Here is a 15,546-nt window from a genome sequence, read left to right on the forward strand (position 1 = left end):
ACAAGATGATGTGAAATCAAACAGCAGGAGAGCCAAGATGGCCAATAACTATAATAGCGATGCACAGCACAAGTTTAGCCGCACCCTACTTAAACCCAGCTTAGTTGCACTGGCGATCAGCAGCTGCTTTGCCACCGGCGCTCTGGCACAGGAAACGGCCACAGAGGCCGATGCTGAAATTAAACTGGAGCGCATCGAGGTTACTGCCCGGCGCACAGTAGAAAACCTGCAGACCGTACCGGTTGCGGTAACGTCTTTGGGTGAAGAAGAACTGGCACAGCGCGGTATGGACAACATTACTGCTGTGGCGCAGTTTTCACCTAACACCACATTGCAGGTATCGCGCGGTACCAACAGCACCCTTACTGCTTATATCCGTGGTATTGGCCAGCAGGATCCATTATGGGGTTTTGAACCCGGCGTCGGTATTTATATTGACGACGTATACATGGCACGGCCACAAGGTGCAGCGCTGGATGTATACGACGTTGAACGCATAGAAGTACTGCGCGGCCCGCAGGGTACCCTGTATGGCCGTAATACTATTGGTGGTGCGGTAAAATATGTGACCAAGCAACTGACCGGCGATAACGAATTTGCCGTGCGCGGCACCGTTGGCACAAAAAACCAGCGTGACCTGAAAATTTCCGGCCAGACTGGCCTGAGCGACAATGTGTTTATCAGCGGTGCCTTTGCCACCTTTAACCGTGATGGTTTTGGTAAGTTTTTAAATACCGGCGATGACAACTACAACAAAGAATTGATGACAGGCCGCGTAAGCCTGCAGTGGAATGTGACTGACCGTTTCCGCATGGTGCTAAACGCAGATAAAACGGTAGATGATTCAAACCCGCGCGGAGGTTTTAGGCTATTCCCCAGTGCACTGGCACCAACAGATGCTGTGCCTGGCAGTGTATATGATGCCAATATCAGCATGCCGGTAACCAATAAGGTAGAAACGGAAGGCCAGTCTATTACCATGACGCTGGATTTGTCTGATAACTGGACGCTGAAATCGGTTACTGCGCGGCGCGAGGGTGTAACCGATACCAATATCGACTTTGACTCTACCAGCTTTCCAACACTGGATATTCCGGCGTTTTATGAAGACACCCAGGTATCGCAAGAGCTGCAGCTGTTATATAGCGACGATAAGCTCAAAGTAGCATCCGGCCTGTATTATTACGACGGCGAAGCCTGTGGTGCCTTTGGCCAGGTAGTGTACGGCTTAAGCACCACTGAAAATGGCGGTTGCGTGCAAACTGACAGTATCGCCGCTTATGCCCAGGGTACTTATCAGCTGGATGATAAATGGTCATTAACCTTTGGTGGCCGTTATACCAAAGATGATAAAGACGCCAGCGTGTACCGCTATGTTTATGCCGGTTATAAATTCCCGCGGGATAATGATGGCGTTTACCTGTCTACCCAAACCGAATTTACCGGCAGTGAAAGCTTTAGCCATTTCTCGCCGCGTGTGGGCGCTGAATATCAGTACAGCCGCGATCTGATGTTGTACGGTAGCTACACCAACGGTTTTAAATCCGGTGGTTTTGATATGCGCGCCAACCAGTCTATCAACCCAGATGCTGACGAACCGTATCAGGAAGAAACCGTAGATACCTTTGAACTGGGTATGAAAAGCGAGTGGTTTAATCAGCGTTTACGCTTAAATGCGGCGGTATTTATGTCATCTTACGATGATATGCAGGTTACTGTGCAGCGCTCGGTTGAAACTGCGCCCGGTGTGGTTACGGTAGCCTCACAGGTATTAAACGCTGCCAGTGCCGATATTAACGGCGTAGAACTTGAAGCGCAGTTTGCAGTAAGCCGTAATTTCGATTTAAGCATGATAGTAGGCTATGTAGATGCCAGCTTTAATAAAGTAGAGTTTTTTGACCCGAACCAGCAGCAGGTGGTGGATGTATCAAACGTTTGGGCTTTTGCCAATACGCCGGAACTCACCGCAACCCTGGCTGGTAAATACAGTATTGCGACTGAAATCGGTGAGTTTGTTATTACAGCCAATATGGCGCACCGCAGCGAAACCCAGATCTTTGAAGTACCGTCAATGCTGGATTACGGCGGTTACACGGTATTTAATGCCGGTGTGAACTGGTATTCAAACGATGGCCACTGGGATGTGTCGTTACAGGGTAAAAATCTGGGAGACAAACAAGCGCGTATTGCCGGTTATAACTTTGCCGGTGCTGCACTGGATAACTCGGTACTGGGTTTTTATATTGACCCGCGTACTGTTAGCCTGAGCGTTGGTTACCGTTTTTAAATTGTATCGCCAAACTATCTGAAAACGCAGATAGGACGGATATATACCCAATGAATTTCAAGATGCACGTAGGCGGCAAGTGATTGAATCCCCATGAGCATAGCAACACTATGTGATTGGGGTGAGTGAGCGCAGCCAACAACCGTGCATCTTGAAAGACGAAGGGTATAAAATGCTTGCCGGGGCGAAAGCCCCGGTACATTATGAAGGGCCAAAAGGCTCTGAACCGGACTTATGATTGCTTTAATTGCTGACGACCACCCGTTGTTTCGCGTAGCGCTATCGCAGGCCTGCGCCAATATTCTTGGCAGTGACGCCCTGCTGTTGCAGGCGCAAAACATGCAACAACTCTGGCCCTTGCTAAGGGCACACCCTGACACCAACTTTATTTTTCTCGACTTAAAAATGCCCGGCTCAGACGGTTTTACCGGTTTAAGCGCACTGCGCACAGAATACCCTGACGTACCGGTTATTATGGTATCGGCAGAAGAAAACCCGGTCATTATCCGCCAGGCACTAACCTTAGGTGCAGCGGCTTATATTCCTAAATCAGCACCGCTGGAGCTGTTGTCTGAAGCCATAGCAGCGGTGCTAAACGGCGACAACTGGTTGCCTGCCGAACTGGAGCAGGATGTACGCAACGCCAAACCGCTTATTGATGAAGATTTTGCCCATCGCCTGGAGCAGCTTACCCCACAGCAGTTTCGGGTGCTAAAAATGATTGCCGACGGCCTGCTGAATAAGCAAATTGCTTTTGAAATGAACGTGCAGGAAACCACCATTAAGCAGCATGTATCAGCCATTTTGCGCAAACTTAACGTTAATAACCGCACCCTGGCCGGTATTATGTTTGAAAAACTGAAACTACCAGAAAGTGTTTAACGCAATAAACGCTGGAACAGTTTTTTCAACGCTACCGGTTTAAGTGGTTTGAGTAAAAAGTAATAACCGGCGTTTAATGCTGTTTCGCGAATGTGTTCATTATGATCAGCCGAGTGAATAATCACCGGTACATTAACGGCGAAATGTGCCGCCAGCTGCGCAGCAACTTCTACGCCGGTGGCGTTATTGTCTAAATGATAATCAAACAATAGTAAGTCGGGCTTCAGGCCGTGTTGCAATGCCTGCAGGGCTTCGGCTGGCTGGCCTATGGCAGTAACGGCAATATTCCAGCTGCGCAGCAATTCTGCTACCGCTGAGCGTAACTGGGGTTCGTTATCCAGCAGTAATACTGTTTTACCGGTAAAGCTGGCGCTGATTTCTTGCTGAGTTTTAGCGGCAATAACGGCAACTGGTGCCTGGGTGACCGGTACTGTCAGGCTAAAACAGCTGCCTTTGCCCGGCACTGATTGCAAGGTTAACGGGTGGCCTAAAATAGTGCTGATACGCCTTGCTATCGCCAGGCCCAGCCCGAGACCTTTGTGATCCTGCTGTTCACCTTGCTGAAACTCTTCAAAAATACGTTGCTGATCCTGTATTGCGATGCCGACACCGGTATCCATAACGCAAATTTGCACAGCGCTGCCGCGCCGCTTTATGCCCAGCAATACTTTGCCGCTTTGGGTGTAGCGTATGGCATTAGATAACAGGTTTTGCACCACCCGCTTTAATAGTTTACGGTCGGTACTTACCGCCAGTTTTGCTGGCCGGTAGTGCAGTGACAAGCCTTTTTCCTGTGCCAGAACGCCGGCGTCTTTGGCGATGTCATCCAGCAGTGCCTCTATAGTTACCGGCTGGTGATGGGCACTGATCACGCCCGAATCAAGTTTAGTTAGTTCTAAAATGGCACCGAGTAGCTCTTCGGCAGAATTTAAAGAACTGATCAGGTTCTGGCTAAGTTGTTTAAGCTCGGGCTCGGTTTGTTTGTCGCGCAGCAGGCTGGCAAACAGGGCGGAGGCGTTAAATGGCTGCATTAAGTCGTGGCTGGCGGCGGCAAAAAAGCGGGTTTTCGCCTGTGTAGCGGCTTCAATCTTTTGCTGTGCCTGCTGCAACTGCTGGTTAAGTTGTTGCAGGGCCTGGGTGCGCTCTGTTACGCGTTGCTCTAATTGCTGCTGGGTGTCGATAAAAGCACTGACATCGCTGTATGTGGTAACAAAGCCTCCGCCGGGCAGCGGGTTACCCTGCATTTCCAGTACACGGCCATCCTGCTGGCGGCGCTGAAATTTATAGGCGCTGCCTTGCCTGAGGTAGCTAAGCCGTTTGTTAATTTCGGCTTCTATGTCCTGGCTGTCGATCAGGCCGCGCTGCAGATTAAAGCGAATAACATCGGCTACCGGGCGGCCAACTTCTACCAGTGCTGGCGGGTAGCTGAACATATCAATATAGCGTTGGTTCCAGGCTATCAGACGCAGATCGGCATCGACTACGCTGATACCCTGGCTGATATTGTCGATGGTGGATCGCAGCAGCGCCTGATTAAACTGAAATACCTGGCTGGCCTCGTCAACAAAACGGGCGACCGATTCCAGCGGCAATGCAGCATGGCGGCCACTGGCGTCCATAATCAGCCGCATGGACGCGCCACCAACAACAGCGGCTAAACTGCGTTCGGCGGCTTGCAGTAAATTGGCCGGTGCCAGTTGTTGCAGAGTGTTTGGGTCTTTTAAATTACGCTGTAGCAGGCGACGGGCTTCTTTTTCTCCGGCAAAGCGTTTTACCAGCAGGTAGCAATCCTGCACGCTGAGGTTAAGTGGCCTGGCGTTGTGCTGGGTAAGCTGGGTACGTAAAAAGCGGCCGCTTTCCAGCCATTCGCCCACCCGGGTGGTGCTAAAACGGCTGACTAACAACACTAACAGGCAATTTACTGTCAGGCTGATCAGTACGCCAAGGCTAATCATATCAATATTTAAACCGAGCATTTTTTGCGGTGCCAGCAGGCCGATACCAAAAGGCCCCTGTGTTAACCACTGATTGCCCAGTAAACCGGCCCGGCTGAGTTCAGGCAGTAAAATAATATAAGCCCACACCAGTGCACCGCCGCACAAACCGGCAATAGCACCCTGACGGTTAATATTGCGGCTGAGCAAACCAAGGATTAGCGCCGGGGCGAGTTGTGCTACCAGAGCAAAGGCGGTTAAACCCAATTGAGCCAGCCCGGTTTCAGTGCCAATCCAGCGGTAATACCCATAACCCAGTGCCATAACCGCCAGCATGGCAATACGGCGCAGGGTTGAAATTTTTATGTGGCCGGCCGCTGCCGCCTGGCGCGCCGGAGTGCGGTAAAGCAGCGGTGCCAGCAGTTCGTTGGTGATCATAATGCCCAGCACCACAGTGGCGACTACCACCATACTGGTTGCGGCAGAAAAGCCACCCAGATAAGCCAGCAAGGCGATATCGGTGCGCTGTGCCGCCAGTGGCAATTGCAGCACCACTAGATCGATATTGGCATTGCTGCCCAGTAACATTACGCCGGCCAGCGCCAGCGGCAGGGTAAACATACCCATTAACAACAGATAAAGCGGGAAAATCCAGCGGGCGCTGCGTAAATGCCCCAGATGCTGGTTTTCCACAAAGGTAACGTGAAACTGCCGTGGCAAACACAAGGTAGCGGCAAACCCCAGTATTACGTGCAGCCAGTACGTATGGGCTGGCAGGGCCTGTTGTTGCACCTGTTGCACCGCCGGGCTGAGCGCGGCCAGTTGGAAAATCTGGCCGATACCATCGTACATGCCCCAGAGTACAAAAGCGCCAATAGCCAGCAGGGCCAGCAATTTAACCAGCGATTCAAAGGCGATGGCGGTCATCAGGCCGGGGTTGGGTTGGTGGGCTTTGGCGCTTTTGCTGACAAACAACAGCGCAAATACCGCCATCCACAAGCAGACATATAGCCCGGTATCGCTGTACCAGGCCAGGCCGGGTGTGCTGCCAACCAGGGTATTAATACTGGTAGATACCGCATGCAGCTGCAGTGCAATATAGGGTACCGTAGACATTAACAGAATAAGTGTGGTGATCACCGCCAGGCTACGCGAATGGCCAAAACGGGTGGCAATAAAGTCGGCAACCGAGGTGATACGGTAACGGCGGCAAGCAATAGCGATGCGGGCAATAAGCTTAAAGCCAAACCAGAACAGAATAAAAGAGCCGATATAGGTAGGTGGCATCCACCAGCCGTTTACGGCGGCCTGAGCAGTAACACCATAAAACGCCCACGACGTACAATAAATAGACAACGCAAAGCTAAACACCCAGGGTGCCAGCGGGTGTTTACTGTTAATACGCCGGCCAAAGCGGCCCACGCTGAATAAAATTAACAGGTAAACTAACGAAAGCGCAGCAATGGTGCCAAGCCCAATGCTGCTGCCGTTTAGCATCATAAGTTCAGGCGCTGCCATCAGAAAACGTTATGTGCGGATTGTGCCCGAGTTTTCAGCATTGAGCTAGCGTGCTGTCCAGCCGCCATCCAGCACCAGGGTTTGCGCTGTCATATGTCGTGCGGCATCACTGCATAAAAAGGCGGCAGTGGCAGCAATTTCGTCAACACCAATAAAAGCTTTCTGTGGCATAGGCGCCAGCATGATCTGCTCTATTACCTGCTGTTCGGTCAGGTTATGTTCTTTCGCCTGGGATGCAATTTGCTGCTCTACCAGCGGGGTTTTCACATAAGCCGGGCACACAGTATTAATGGTAAAATTTATGTCGGCGTTCTCCAGCGCCACCACTTTACTAAAGCCGAGCAAACCATGCTTGGCGGCAACATAAGCTGATTTAAATGGTGAGGCTATCAGCGCATGGATAGAACCAATATTAATGATGCGGCCAAAATTACGCTCACGCATGCCTGGCAGCATGGCACGGCTTAGCATGGCGGGGCCGGTGAGCATAACATTAAGCAGAAGCTGCCATTTTTCCGGCGGAAAATCTTCCAGCCGGGCAACATGCTGAATGCCGGCATTGTTAATCAGGACATCTGCCGGATATTTTGCTGCACAACTGGCGATAGAAGCTGCATCGGTAACATCAAGCACAATACCCTCTGCGGCAAAACCCTGCTGCTTAAGTTCGGCCACTTTGCTGTCGATACTGCTTTGCTGCAAGTCAGCAAGAATAACCTTGTGGCCCTGAGCGGCAAAATGGCTGGCAATGGCAAAACCTATACCGCCGGTACCCCCTGTTACAAGAACCTGCATGCTGTTTGCTCCGTAGTGAAATAGTTGTTGGCTGATTCTGCTCATGCTAGAAGTCGCGCTAAAGTTGGGCAACGCTACTTTAGTGCTATAAGGGGGGCCTGCGTACTTTATGTTACGTTAAAACTGTGCAGTACAACGTTATCTGGATGGCTGATTGGCAGAATAAGGTACTGAGGGTTTGTGATGCACGCCAATTGTGCTAAATTTGCCGGCTTGTAACAAAATTACGCCCGCTCCGATGATGGTTTTGTCTGTCATAAATGTTATTTTTCAGCGTTTTAATAGCTTATTACGCTTTGTATGGCATAAAGCGGCATAATCAGTGTGCTAACCCAGATGGTTACAGCACCGGCTAAAGTCTTACGTTGAGGATCCTTTATGTCAGTTTCTGACAATAACACCGCCGATAACGGCAAACGTGGTTGGTTTACCCGTTTTCTTGATACGGTAGAATGGTTTGGTAACCTGTTGCCGCATCCTGTTACCTTGTTTGCGATGTTTGCTGCTGCGATCGTGTTGGGCAGCGGTATAGCAGCATATTTTGATGTTAGTGCGATAGATCCGCGGCCAGAGGGAACAGCCGGGCGCGCAGCAGATGGCGTGATCCGCGTGGTTAACCTGGTTAGTGTCGATGGTTTGCAGCGTATTGTATCAAACCTGGTTACTAACTTTACCAACTTTCCGCCACTGGGGGTGGTGCTGGTAGCTTTGCTGGGCGTGAGTATTGCCGAGCACTCCGGGCTGATTTCTGCCGCGATGCGCGGCCTGGTTATGGGCGCGTCCAAGCGCATGGTTACCGTAACTATCGTGTTTGCAGGAGTGCTGTCTAATACTGCTTCAGAACTGGGTTATGTTGTACTTATCCCGATGGCTGCAATTATTTTCCACTCACTGGGGCGTCATCCGCTCGCTGGTCTGGCGGCTGCCTTTGCCGGTGTGTCCGGTGGTTACAGTGCCAACTTGTTTATTGGTACTGTGGATCCTCTGTTGGCCGGTTTTACCCAGTCAGCTGCTAATCTGATCGACCCTACTTACATTGTTGGCCCTGAGGCAAACTGGTATTTTATGTTTGTCAGTACTTTTCTGGTGGCTGGATTAGGTGCTTTTGTTACTGAAAAGATAGTTGAACCAAAACTGGGTAAGTACAACGCAGCTGAGGCTTCAGTTGATTTGGGTGAGCAAAAGCTGGATGCGTTAACCCATAAAGAGCGGTTAGCGTTGAAAGTTGCCGGGCTGGCATTTGTGGCACTGTTAGCGTTATTGGCGTTAAGTGTTGTACCGCAATGGGGGCCGTTACGGCACCCACAAACGGGTTTAGTTGCCGGCTCTCCGTTTTTGCAGGGCATAGTGGTATTTATTTTTATTACCTTTGCTATACCGGGTTATATCTATGGCCGTATTGTCGGCACAATGAAAACTGACCGTGATGTAATTAATGCCATGGCTAAAAGCATCAGTTCGATGGGACTTTACATTGTGCTGGTGTTTTTCGCGGCTCAGTTTGTTGCCTTTTTTGGCTGGTCGAATCTGGGGTCTATTCTGGCGGTAAAAGGTGCCACCCTGCTGCAGGACATCGGCCTGACGGGCCCAATGCTGTTTGTGTTTTTTATTGGCATGTGCGCGCTGGTGAACCTGTCACTGGGTTCTGCATCGGCGCAGTGGGCTATTTTTGCGCCTATTTTTGTGCCTATGCTAATGATCGTTGGCTACTCACCCGAGGTAATACAGGCGGCATACCGGATAGGTGATTCGGTTACCAACCTTATTACGCCGATGATGAGCTACTTTGGTTTAATACTGGCGGTAGCGGCACGCTACAAAAAGGATTTAGGCATAGGCACACTGATTGCCACCATGTTGCCCTACACTATGGTGTTTTTTGTCGGCTGGGTTACGCTGTTTTACCTGTGGGTGTTTGTATTTGGCTTGCCGGTGGGGCCGGGTTCCCCCACTTATTACCAGTTTGGTGGTTAACCGCCTTTATTCCGATAAAAAGCCAGCACCTGACTGCTGGCTTTTTTATTTACTAACAGCAGTAGATTCACGCACCAGCAGCTCAGGAATAAATACCGGCTGTTTGTCTGCCAGCATCTTGCTGGCATTAGGCTTGGCATGGCGGAACAACAACTCTGCCGCTTGCTGCGCTATGGTAACGTTAGGTTGATGTGCCGTGGTTAACGGCGGCCAGGTTTGGCGTGAAAACGGGCTGTTTTCAAAACCGGCAATGGCCAGTTGCTGTGGAATAGCAATATTCATCAACCGGGCGCTGAATAAGGCACCGGCGGCAATTTCATCATTACAGGCAAAAATTGCACTGGGTTTTTTGCTCAGGTTCATCAGCTGTTTTGCGCCTTTCACACCCGACTCAAATGAATAGCTGCCCGGCACAATAAACTTAGGGTTGGGAGTAATACCGCGTTTCGTCAGTGCGGCCTGATAACCTGCTAAACGCTCGCCGCTTGAGCTGTGCTCTTCATCACCACATAAAAAGGCGATATCCGTGTGTCCCAGTTCCAACAGATGGTTAGTAATTTTAAAGGCGGCGGTAAAATCGTCTACCAGCACGCAGTTGCTTAACTTGGGCGATGGGGTAGAACCGGAGATAATTCTGACAAAATGCACACCGATTTTTTCCAGCGCTTCGGCAATATGTGGCATTTCAGAAAACGGTGGTGTTAACACCAGGCCAGCTAAACGTGATTGCTGCACTAAATCTATAACCTCCCGCACAATATCGGGAGATTTGGCATTAGTAGGGTGAATAAGCAGCTCATAACCGTGTTTGCGGCAGGCATCAAGTAAACCACGTTGCATATCAATAACATAATAGGCGTTGGGGTTGTCGTAAATATAACCAATGCTAAATGAGCGGCTGCTGGCCAGGTTACGGGCAGCAGCATTAGGCTGGTATTGCAGTGCGGTTATAGCGGCCATCACTTTGTCATAGGTGTCTTTTCGCACCGACGGTTCATTATTCATTACCCGGGATACGGTTTTAATGGATACCCCAGCATGGCTGGCAACATCATTAATGGTTACTTTCATGGTTTATCCCACGGTTTAACTACGTTAAGGCTGCCTATTATATCGCCATTTGTAGTAATGTTTAGTATAGAAATGACAGCGCTGGTCATCTGTTAGATCAAATTAAACTAATGGATACCTCTTTTTTAGCTAAACGGCAAATGTTAATTACTACTGCACTGAGCTCTGCTTTGCTTTATCTGGCAGTATTTTAGTTTAACTTTATGAATATATTTTAAAAAATATACCTACAAAGCTGCTTTTTTTACGAGCAGATTTTTGTCGTAGCAAAGATGTAGTTAAATAAGCTAATAGCGTGTTGTGGGTAATATGGTTAAATTTTCGTCGTATTAGGTTTGCAAAGGCCATTTTTTTTGTGTATGTTCATTTGTAATGACAGCGTTGTCATTAAGTGTCCGGGATGAAGTAAAACAGTAAGAATTAAAACAGGAACGGGAGAAGCATATGCAGCACAATAAAATTAATAAATGTGCCTTAGCAGTGAAACTCAGCTTGTTGGTAGGAAGCGCCGCATTAACAATGCCGGCATTTGCCGCTGATCAGGTTGAAACAACAGAACAGGTTGAAGTTATAGAGATCCGCGGTATCCGCGCGTCACAAGAGGCTAACTTAAATGCCAAGCGTTACTCAAATGCCGTGGTAGATGTGGTTACGGCAGAAGATATAGGCAAATTTCCTGATAAAAACGTTGCCGAGTCGTTATCACGTATTACCGGTGTCGGTGTAAGCCGTGAGTTTGGTGAAGGTGAAAAAATTACTGTACGCGGTGCCAGTTCTTCTACTAACCGTACTTTACTTAATGGCCAGACAGTCGCCACAGCAGACTGGTTTATTCTGGATAATCCGGGACGCAGTTTTAACTACACTATGCTGCCGTCAGCACTGGTGTCTGATTTAGAAGTATATAAATCGCCGCTTGCCAGTATTGATGAAGGTTCGATTGGTGGTACGGTTATTCTGCGTACACGTAAACCGTTATCGATGGATGCTAATTCAGTCAATATTTCTCTGGAAGGGCAGTATTCAGAAGCGTCAGAAAAGTGGGACCCTCAGATCTCTGGCTTGTATTCCTGGAAAAACGACGACGACAGTTTCGGTATTTTAGTGTCGGCTATTAAGCAGGATCGTAAAGTTGTTCGTGAAGGTGTTGAAGTTCTGGGCTGGCCAACTAACCCTGATTTAGATACAAAAGTGCCGAGCCATATTGGTGTACCTCGGTTTGAGCAAGACCGCGAACGCGAAACTTTGTTTTTGTCATTACAGGCAAGACCAAACGACAATCTGGATATGGTGCTGAACGTACTGGATTCTAAAGTAGACGCCAACAACCAGAACCAGAACTGGCTTATTTTTGTCAATAACAATGCCGCTGCACTAACAAACACTGTCATCGAAAATGGCAGTATTGTTGCTGGTGAGGTAGCGACAGGTGGTACAGCGGCATATAACTTTATTAACCGTGTATCTTCTACTGAAACCCGCTCTATAGACTTCGATCTGACTTATAGCGCAGAAACGTTTGAGTTACACACTCAGGTAGGCCATACCAAAGCCAAAGGTGGTACTTATCGTGAAACGTCATGGGAATATGGTACACCGGCAGATATTACCGGCTACACCTTTGATTTGCGTGGAGGTAAACCATCGGCGTCAACTACGGTAGATGCGTCTGATCCTACTCAGTTCCGGCCTGGCTGGATATGGGGTGGTGAAAAGCCAACAACCGACGAAGAAACCTATGGTCAGCTCGATTTCACTATTCCCGTGCAAAAGGGAGCATTTTCAGCAGTAAAAACCGGCGTTAAATATCGCACGGCTGAACGCACTCAGGACCGTATTGCATACAGCTGGCATGGCCCACAAACCATGACGGGTAACGAAGATGTTGCAGGCAGTTATCTGGACCATATTTTTGCCAGTTGTTACGATTTAGCCCAATGTGGCTTATTCAGTGGCACTGTTAATATTGATGCCGTAGTAAATGGCAATATGACACAGCAACTGGCACATAACCGTGCAGTGATGGAGCAAATTGCTTTTGAGGGGTTAAATGGTGTACCGGCAGATTATGCTAAGTCACTTAATTTGCCAGAAATCTGGAGTGTTGAAGAGAATATTTTAGCGCTTTATGTTCAGGGTGATTTTGAGGGCGAGGGTTTCCGCGGTAACGTTGGTATTCGTTATGTTGATACCAAACAAACCTCTGGTGGCTATGAGTTTTCTGGCGATTCCTGGGGTTTACAAACTATAGATCGTGAATGGTTAACACCAGAGTACCTAGCTTGGGTTGAAACGGATAACGACTACAGTGAAGTGCTGCCCAGCCTGAATATTGCTTTTGATTTATCAGACGATCAGATCCTGCGTTTTGGTGCTGCGCGAGTGATGGCGCGGCAAGACTGGAATAATATTTCATCTTCTATCACCTATGGTTCACTTGACGTAGCCCAGCCAACAGGTAGTGCCAGCAACCCAATGTTAATGCCACAAATTGCTGACCAGTTTGATATATCCTGGGAGTGGTATTTTGATGCATCAGCTTTGTTTGCAGTAACGTACTTCCATAAAGATGTAAAAAGTTACCGCAGTTTCTCAACCTTTGTGGATGAGCGCTACTGGGAAGAAGGCGAAGAGTGGGTCGATGTTACCTTTACCCGCCCGGAAAATGGCCCAGGTGGTAAAACAGATGGCTTTGAAGTGAGTTATCAGCAGGCGTTTGGTGATTTTGGCGTAAGTGCCAACTACACCTATACCAATGCTAAACGTGATGAAACGCGTGATCTGACTTTGCCTGGCTCAGGCCTGGTTGAAGGTACATCCAGACATATGGCTAATGCCAGCGTGTACTATGAGACTGACAAAATTGGCGCCCGTTTAATGTATAACTACCGCACTGAATGGTACAAAGGTCTGCACTATAACGGTGATGAGTTATGGAATGACAGTTATGGCCAACTGGATGCCAGCCTAAGTTATAACCTGACCGACAATATTACCTTCTCCCTGGAAGCGGTTAACCTGACCAATGAAGAAGTTGTTGAATACAATACTGATAAAGCCCGGTTATTTTCAATCTATGAAAATGGTCGTCGTTTTGTTGCCGGTGTTCGTATGAACTTCTGATCTGCGAAATATTGACCGTAAAGCCAAAGGTTGGTACTGCTTAGCAGTACCAACCTTTATATTTTCCGCTACTGAGTGGAGGTAATTATATGAAAGATGTTACCCAGTGGCATAACGTCGATGAAGCTTTGTTCCGGCAGAAGATTGTTCCGTTGCATCAGCCAGCGATATTGCGTCAGGCAGTAAAACACTGGCCTGCAGTGCAGGCTGCTTTGCAATCAGATATGCAATTACAACAGTATTTTGCCGCGCTGGATAACAGAGCCGAGGTAAATACAGTATTGGCTCATCCCGATAGCGGCGGGCGTTTGAGTTATAATGACACGCTGACAGGGTTTAACTTTGAACGGCAAAAAGCGCCCGTTACGGCTGTTATTAATGAGCTGCGCAAAATTAACGGTAAAAAAGATGCGTTGCATATTGCAGTACAAAGCGCCCGGACTGATGCCTGTTTACCGGGTTTTCGCCGTTTTAATACTATGCCGTTACTGGCGACAGATATTTGCCCACGGATCTGGGTAGGAAACCGCATAATAGTGCCAGCGCACTTTGACAATGCAGATAACTTGGCCTGTGTCGTAGCGGGTTTACGCCGTTTTACCTTATTTCCACCAGAGCAGGTCAGCAATTTATATATTGGCCCGCTGGACTTTACCCCGGCCGGAGCTCCCATCAGTATGGTTGATATGCTAAAGCCGGATTTAGCCGCACATCCTAAATTTAAAACAGCGCTTGAGCATGCTCAACTCGCTGAGCTTGAACCTGGCGATGTGCTGTATATACCTACCTTGTGGTGGCATCATGTGGAATCATTGTCTGCAGTTAATATTCTTATCAATTATTGGTGGGGTGGTTCACTCGGTGATGGTGCGAATCAGGCTTCACCGTTTGATAGTCTGTTGCACACCTTAATGACGATAAGGCATCTGCCACCAGAGCAACGGCAGCATTGGCAGGCCTTTTTTAATCATTTTGCATTTCATGCTGATGGCAACCCGGTAGCACATTTAGCTGATACACAACAAGGGATTGCCGGTGAGCTGCCGAACAAGCGGGATGCTAACATTAAAGATTGGCTGATAACGCAGCTAAAAACTATGTAAGCAGGGCAGTGATTTGGTATTGATCCCATTGTTGACTTAGCGCATGATAACAGCGCACTGCTGGTGGCGTTTGGGGTAGACGACTTATAACAACATCTTTGCCATCAGTACTTCTCAAATCCATGAACAGAATAAAGAGCAGTTTATGACTTCAACACCTAAGATTGTGCCGTTAAATAAAGAACAGCACGCCGCGACTAAAATCAATAATAACAACGCCTTTTCTCATATCAGCAGCGAGCATTTATTACCGGTAGTGGTACACGAATTTGTTGTGGCCGGTGCCGAGTTTCCTATTGTTTTTGTAAAAGCCAACGACACTTTTCAGCCGGTAGCCATGCTGGGCCTGGCTGCACAACAAAACCTGTTTATGCAAAATGACCAATGGCAGGCGCTGTATGTACCGCGTGCAGCACGTAATTACCCGCTGGTACTGGTAAAAGATAAGCCGGATGGCGATCGCCTGATGGTAGGCCTGGATGAAAGCTCTGAGCGTGTAGGCCAGGCTGAAGGTCATGCTCTGTTTAACGATGATGGCAGTGAAAGTGAATTTTTAACCCAGCGTAAACAGCAAATGGCTGAATATGTAGATATGGGCATGATTACCCGTAACTTTGTGGAAAAATTACAAAGCCTGGAACTGATTAAAGAGCAGGTATTAACGCTAACAATTAAAGGTGAAGAGCGCCGTATTAACGGTATTTACCTGATTGACGAGCCAAAACTGAATGAACTGAGTGATGAAGTGTTTCTTGAGCTGCGTAAGAGCGGTTATTTAACCGCGATTTATGCCCAACTGATGTCGCTGCAGCATACACAGAAACTGGTAAAGAAAATCGCTGATGCCAGCTAACTCACA

General features: G+C 48.5%; 9 protein-coding genes. 6 read left to right on the forward strand and 3 right to left on the reverse strand.

What is annotated here, in order from left to right:
• The first annotated feature begins 37 nt into the window (after nucleotides 1-37).
• Both M2404_RS05640 and M2404_RS05645 read left to right on the forward strand, forming a co-directional pair.
• Nucleotides 38-2,287 (forward strand): TonB-dependent receptor, encoded by a 2,250-nt coding sequence (locus M2404_RS05640; protein WP_259238752.1) that lies wholly within the window; start codon nucleotides 38-40, stop codon nucleotides 2,285-2,287.
• 234 nt (nucleotides 2,288-2,521) lie between these two features.
• On the forward strand, nucleotides 2,522-3,169 hold the full coding sequence (locus tag M2404_RS05645; RefSeq protein ID WP_259238753.1) for a response regulator transcription factor: 648 nt from the start codon (nucleotides 2,522-2,524) through the stop codon (nucleotides 3,167-3,169).
• Here M2404_RS05645 and M2404_RS05650 read toward each other — a convergent pair.
• Together M2404_RS05650 and M2404_RS05655 are read right to left on the reverse strand one after the other, a co-directional pair.
• Nucleotides 3,166-6,621 (reverse strand): hybrid sensor histidine kinase/response regulator, encoded by a 3,456-nt coding sequence (locus M2404_RS05650; RefSeq protein WP_259238754.1) that lies wholly within the window; start codon nucleotides 6,619-6,621, stop codon nucleotides 3,166-3,168. The two genes, M2404_RS05645 and M2404_RS05650, sit on opposite strands and share 4 nt — an antisense overlap.
• Nucleotides 6,622-6,666: 45 nt before the next feature.
• The gene (locus M2404_RS05655) at nucleotides 6,667-7,416 is read right to left on the reverse strand and encodes a 3-hydroxybutyrate dehydrogenase (protein WP_259238755.1); all 750 of its coding nucleotides are present in this window, start codon (nucleotides 7,414-7,416) and stop codon (nucleotides 6,667-6,669) included.
• 378 nt (nucleotides 7,417-7,794) lie between these two features.
• Between M2404_RS05655 and M2404_RS05660 the strand changes: the two genes are divergently transcribed.
• A complete protein-coding gene (locus tag M2404_RS05660; RefSeq protein WP_259238756.1) occupies nucleotides 7,795-9,390 on the forward strand; it encodes an AbgT family transporter in 1,596 nt (531 codons plus the stop codon).
• Nucleotides 9,391-9,435: 45 nt separating this feature from the next.
• On the opposite strand, the gene M2404_RS05665 is transcribed toward M2404_RS05660, so the two are convergent.
• Entirely contained in the window at nucleotides 9,436-10,461 is a 1,026-nt protein-coding gene (locus M2404_RS05665) for a LacI family DNA-binding transcriptional regulator (RefSeq protein WP_259238757.1), read from the reverse strand.
• A gap of 444 nt (nucleotides 10,462-10,905) precedes the next feature.
• On the opposite strand from M2404_RS05665, the gene M2404_RS05670 reads away from it, so the two are divergent.
• The 3 genes from M2404_RS05670 (at nucleotide 10,906) to M2404_RS05680 (ending at nucleotide 15,540) form a co-directional block, all read left to right on the forward strand.
• Nucleotides 10,906-13,584: a TonB-dependent receptor gene (locus tag M2404_RS05670; protein WP_259238758.1), complete on the forward strand. Its 2,679-nt coding sequence runs from the start codon at nucleotides 10,906-10,908 to the stop codon at nucleotides 13,582-13,584.
• A gap of 89 nt (nucleotides 13,585-13,673) precedes the next feature.
• On the forward strand, nucleotides 13,674-14,687 hold the full coding sequence (locus M2404_RS05675; RefSeq protein ID WP_259238759.1) for a cupin-like domain-containing protein: 1,014 nt from the start codon (nucleotides 13,674-13,676) through the stop codon (nucleotides 14,685-14,687).
• A 145-nt stretch (nucleotides 14,688-14,832) separates the two neighbouring features.
• Nucleotides 14,833-15,540: a SapC family protein gene (locus M2404_RS05680; RefSeq protein WP_259238760.1), complete on the forward strand. Its 708-nt coding sequence runs from the start codon at nucleotides 14,833-14,835 to the stop codon at nucleotides 15,538-15,540.
• The last annotated feature ends 6 nt before the right edge of the window (nucleotides 15,541-15,546 follow it).

Source organism: Rheinheimera pacifica (assembly GCF_024809855.1).
Taxonomy (GTDB): Bacteria; Pseudomonadota; Gammaproteobacteria; order Enterobacterales; family Alteromonadaceae; genus Alishewanella; species Alishewanella pacifica_A.

Coding starts and splice junctions, on each gene's coding strand:
- M2404_RS05640 (WP_259238752.1), top strand. CDS start 38: ATGGCCAATAACTATAATAGCGATGCACAGCACAAGTTTAGCCGCACC.
- M2404_RS05645 (WP_259238753.1), top strand. CDS start 2,522: ATGATTGCTTTAATTGCTGACGACCACCCGTTGTTTCGCGTAGCGCTA.
- M2404_RS05650 (WP_259238754.1), bottom strand. CDS start 6,621: ATGGCAGCGCCTGAACTTATGATGCTAAACGGCAGCAGCATTGGGCTT.
- M2404_RS05655 (WP_259238755.1), bottom strand. CDS start 7,416: ATGCAGGTTCTTGTAACAGGGGGTACCGGCGGTATAGGTTTTGCCATT.
- M2404_RS05660 (WP_259238756.1), top strand. CDS start 7,795: ATGTCAGTTTCTGACAATAACACCGCCGATAACGGCAAACGTGGTTGG.
- M2404_RS05665 (WP_259238757.1), bottom strand. CDS start 10,461: ATGAAAGTAACCATTAATGATGTTGCCAGCCATGCTGGGGTATCCATT.
- M2404_RS05670 (WP_259238758.1), top strand. CDS start 10,906: ATGCAGCACAATAAAATTAATAAATGTGCCTTAGCAGTGAAACTCAGC.
- M2404_RS05675 (WP_259238759.1), top strand. CDS start 13,674: ATGAAAGATGTTACCCAGTGGCATAACGTCGATGAAGCTTTGTTCCGG.
- M2404_RS05680 (WP_259238760.1), top strand. CDS start 14,833: ATGACTTCAACACCTAAGATTGTGCCGTTAAATAAAGAACAGCACGCC.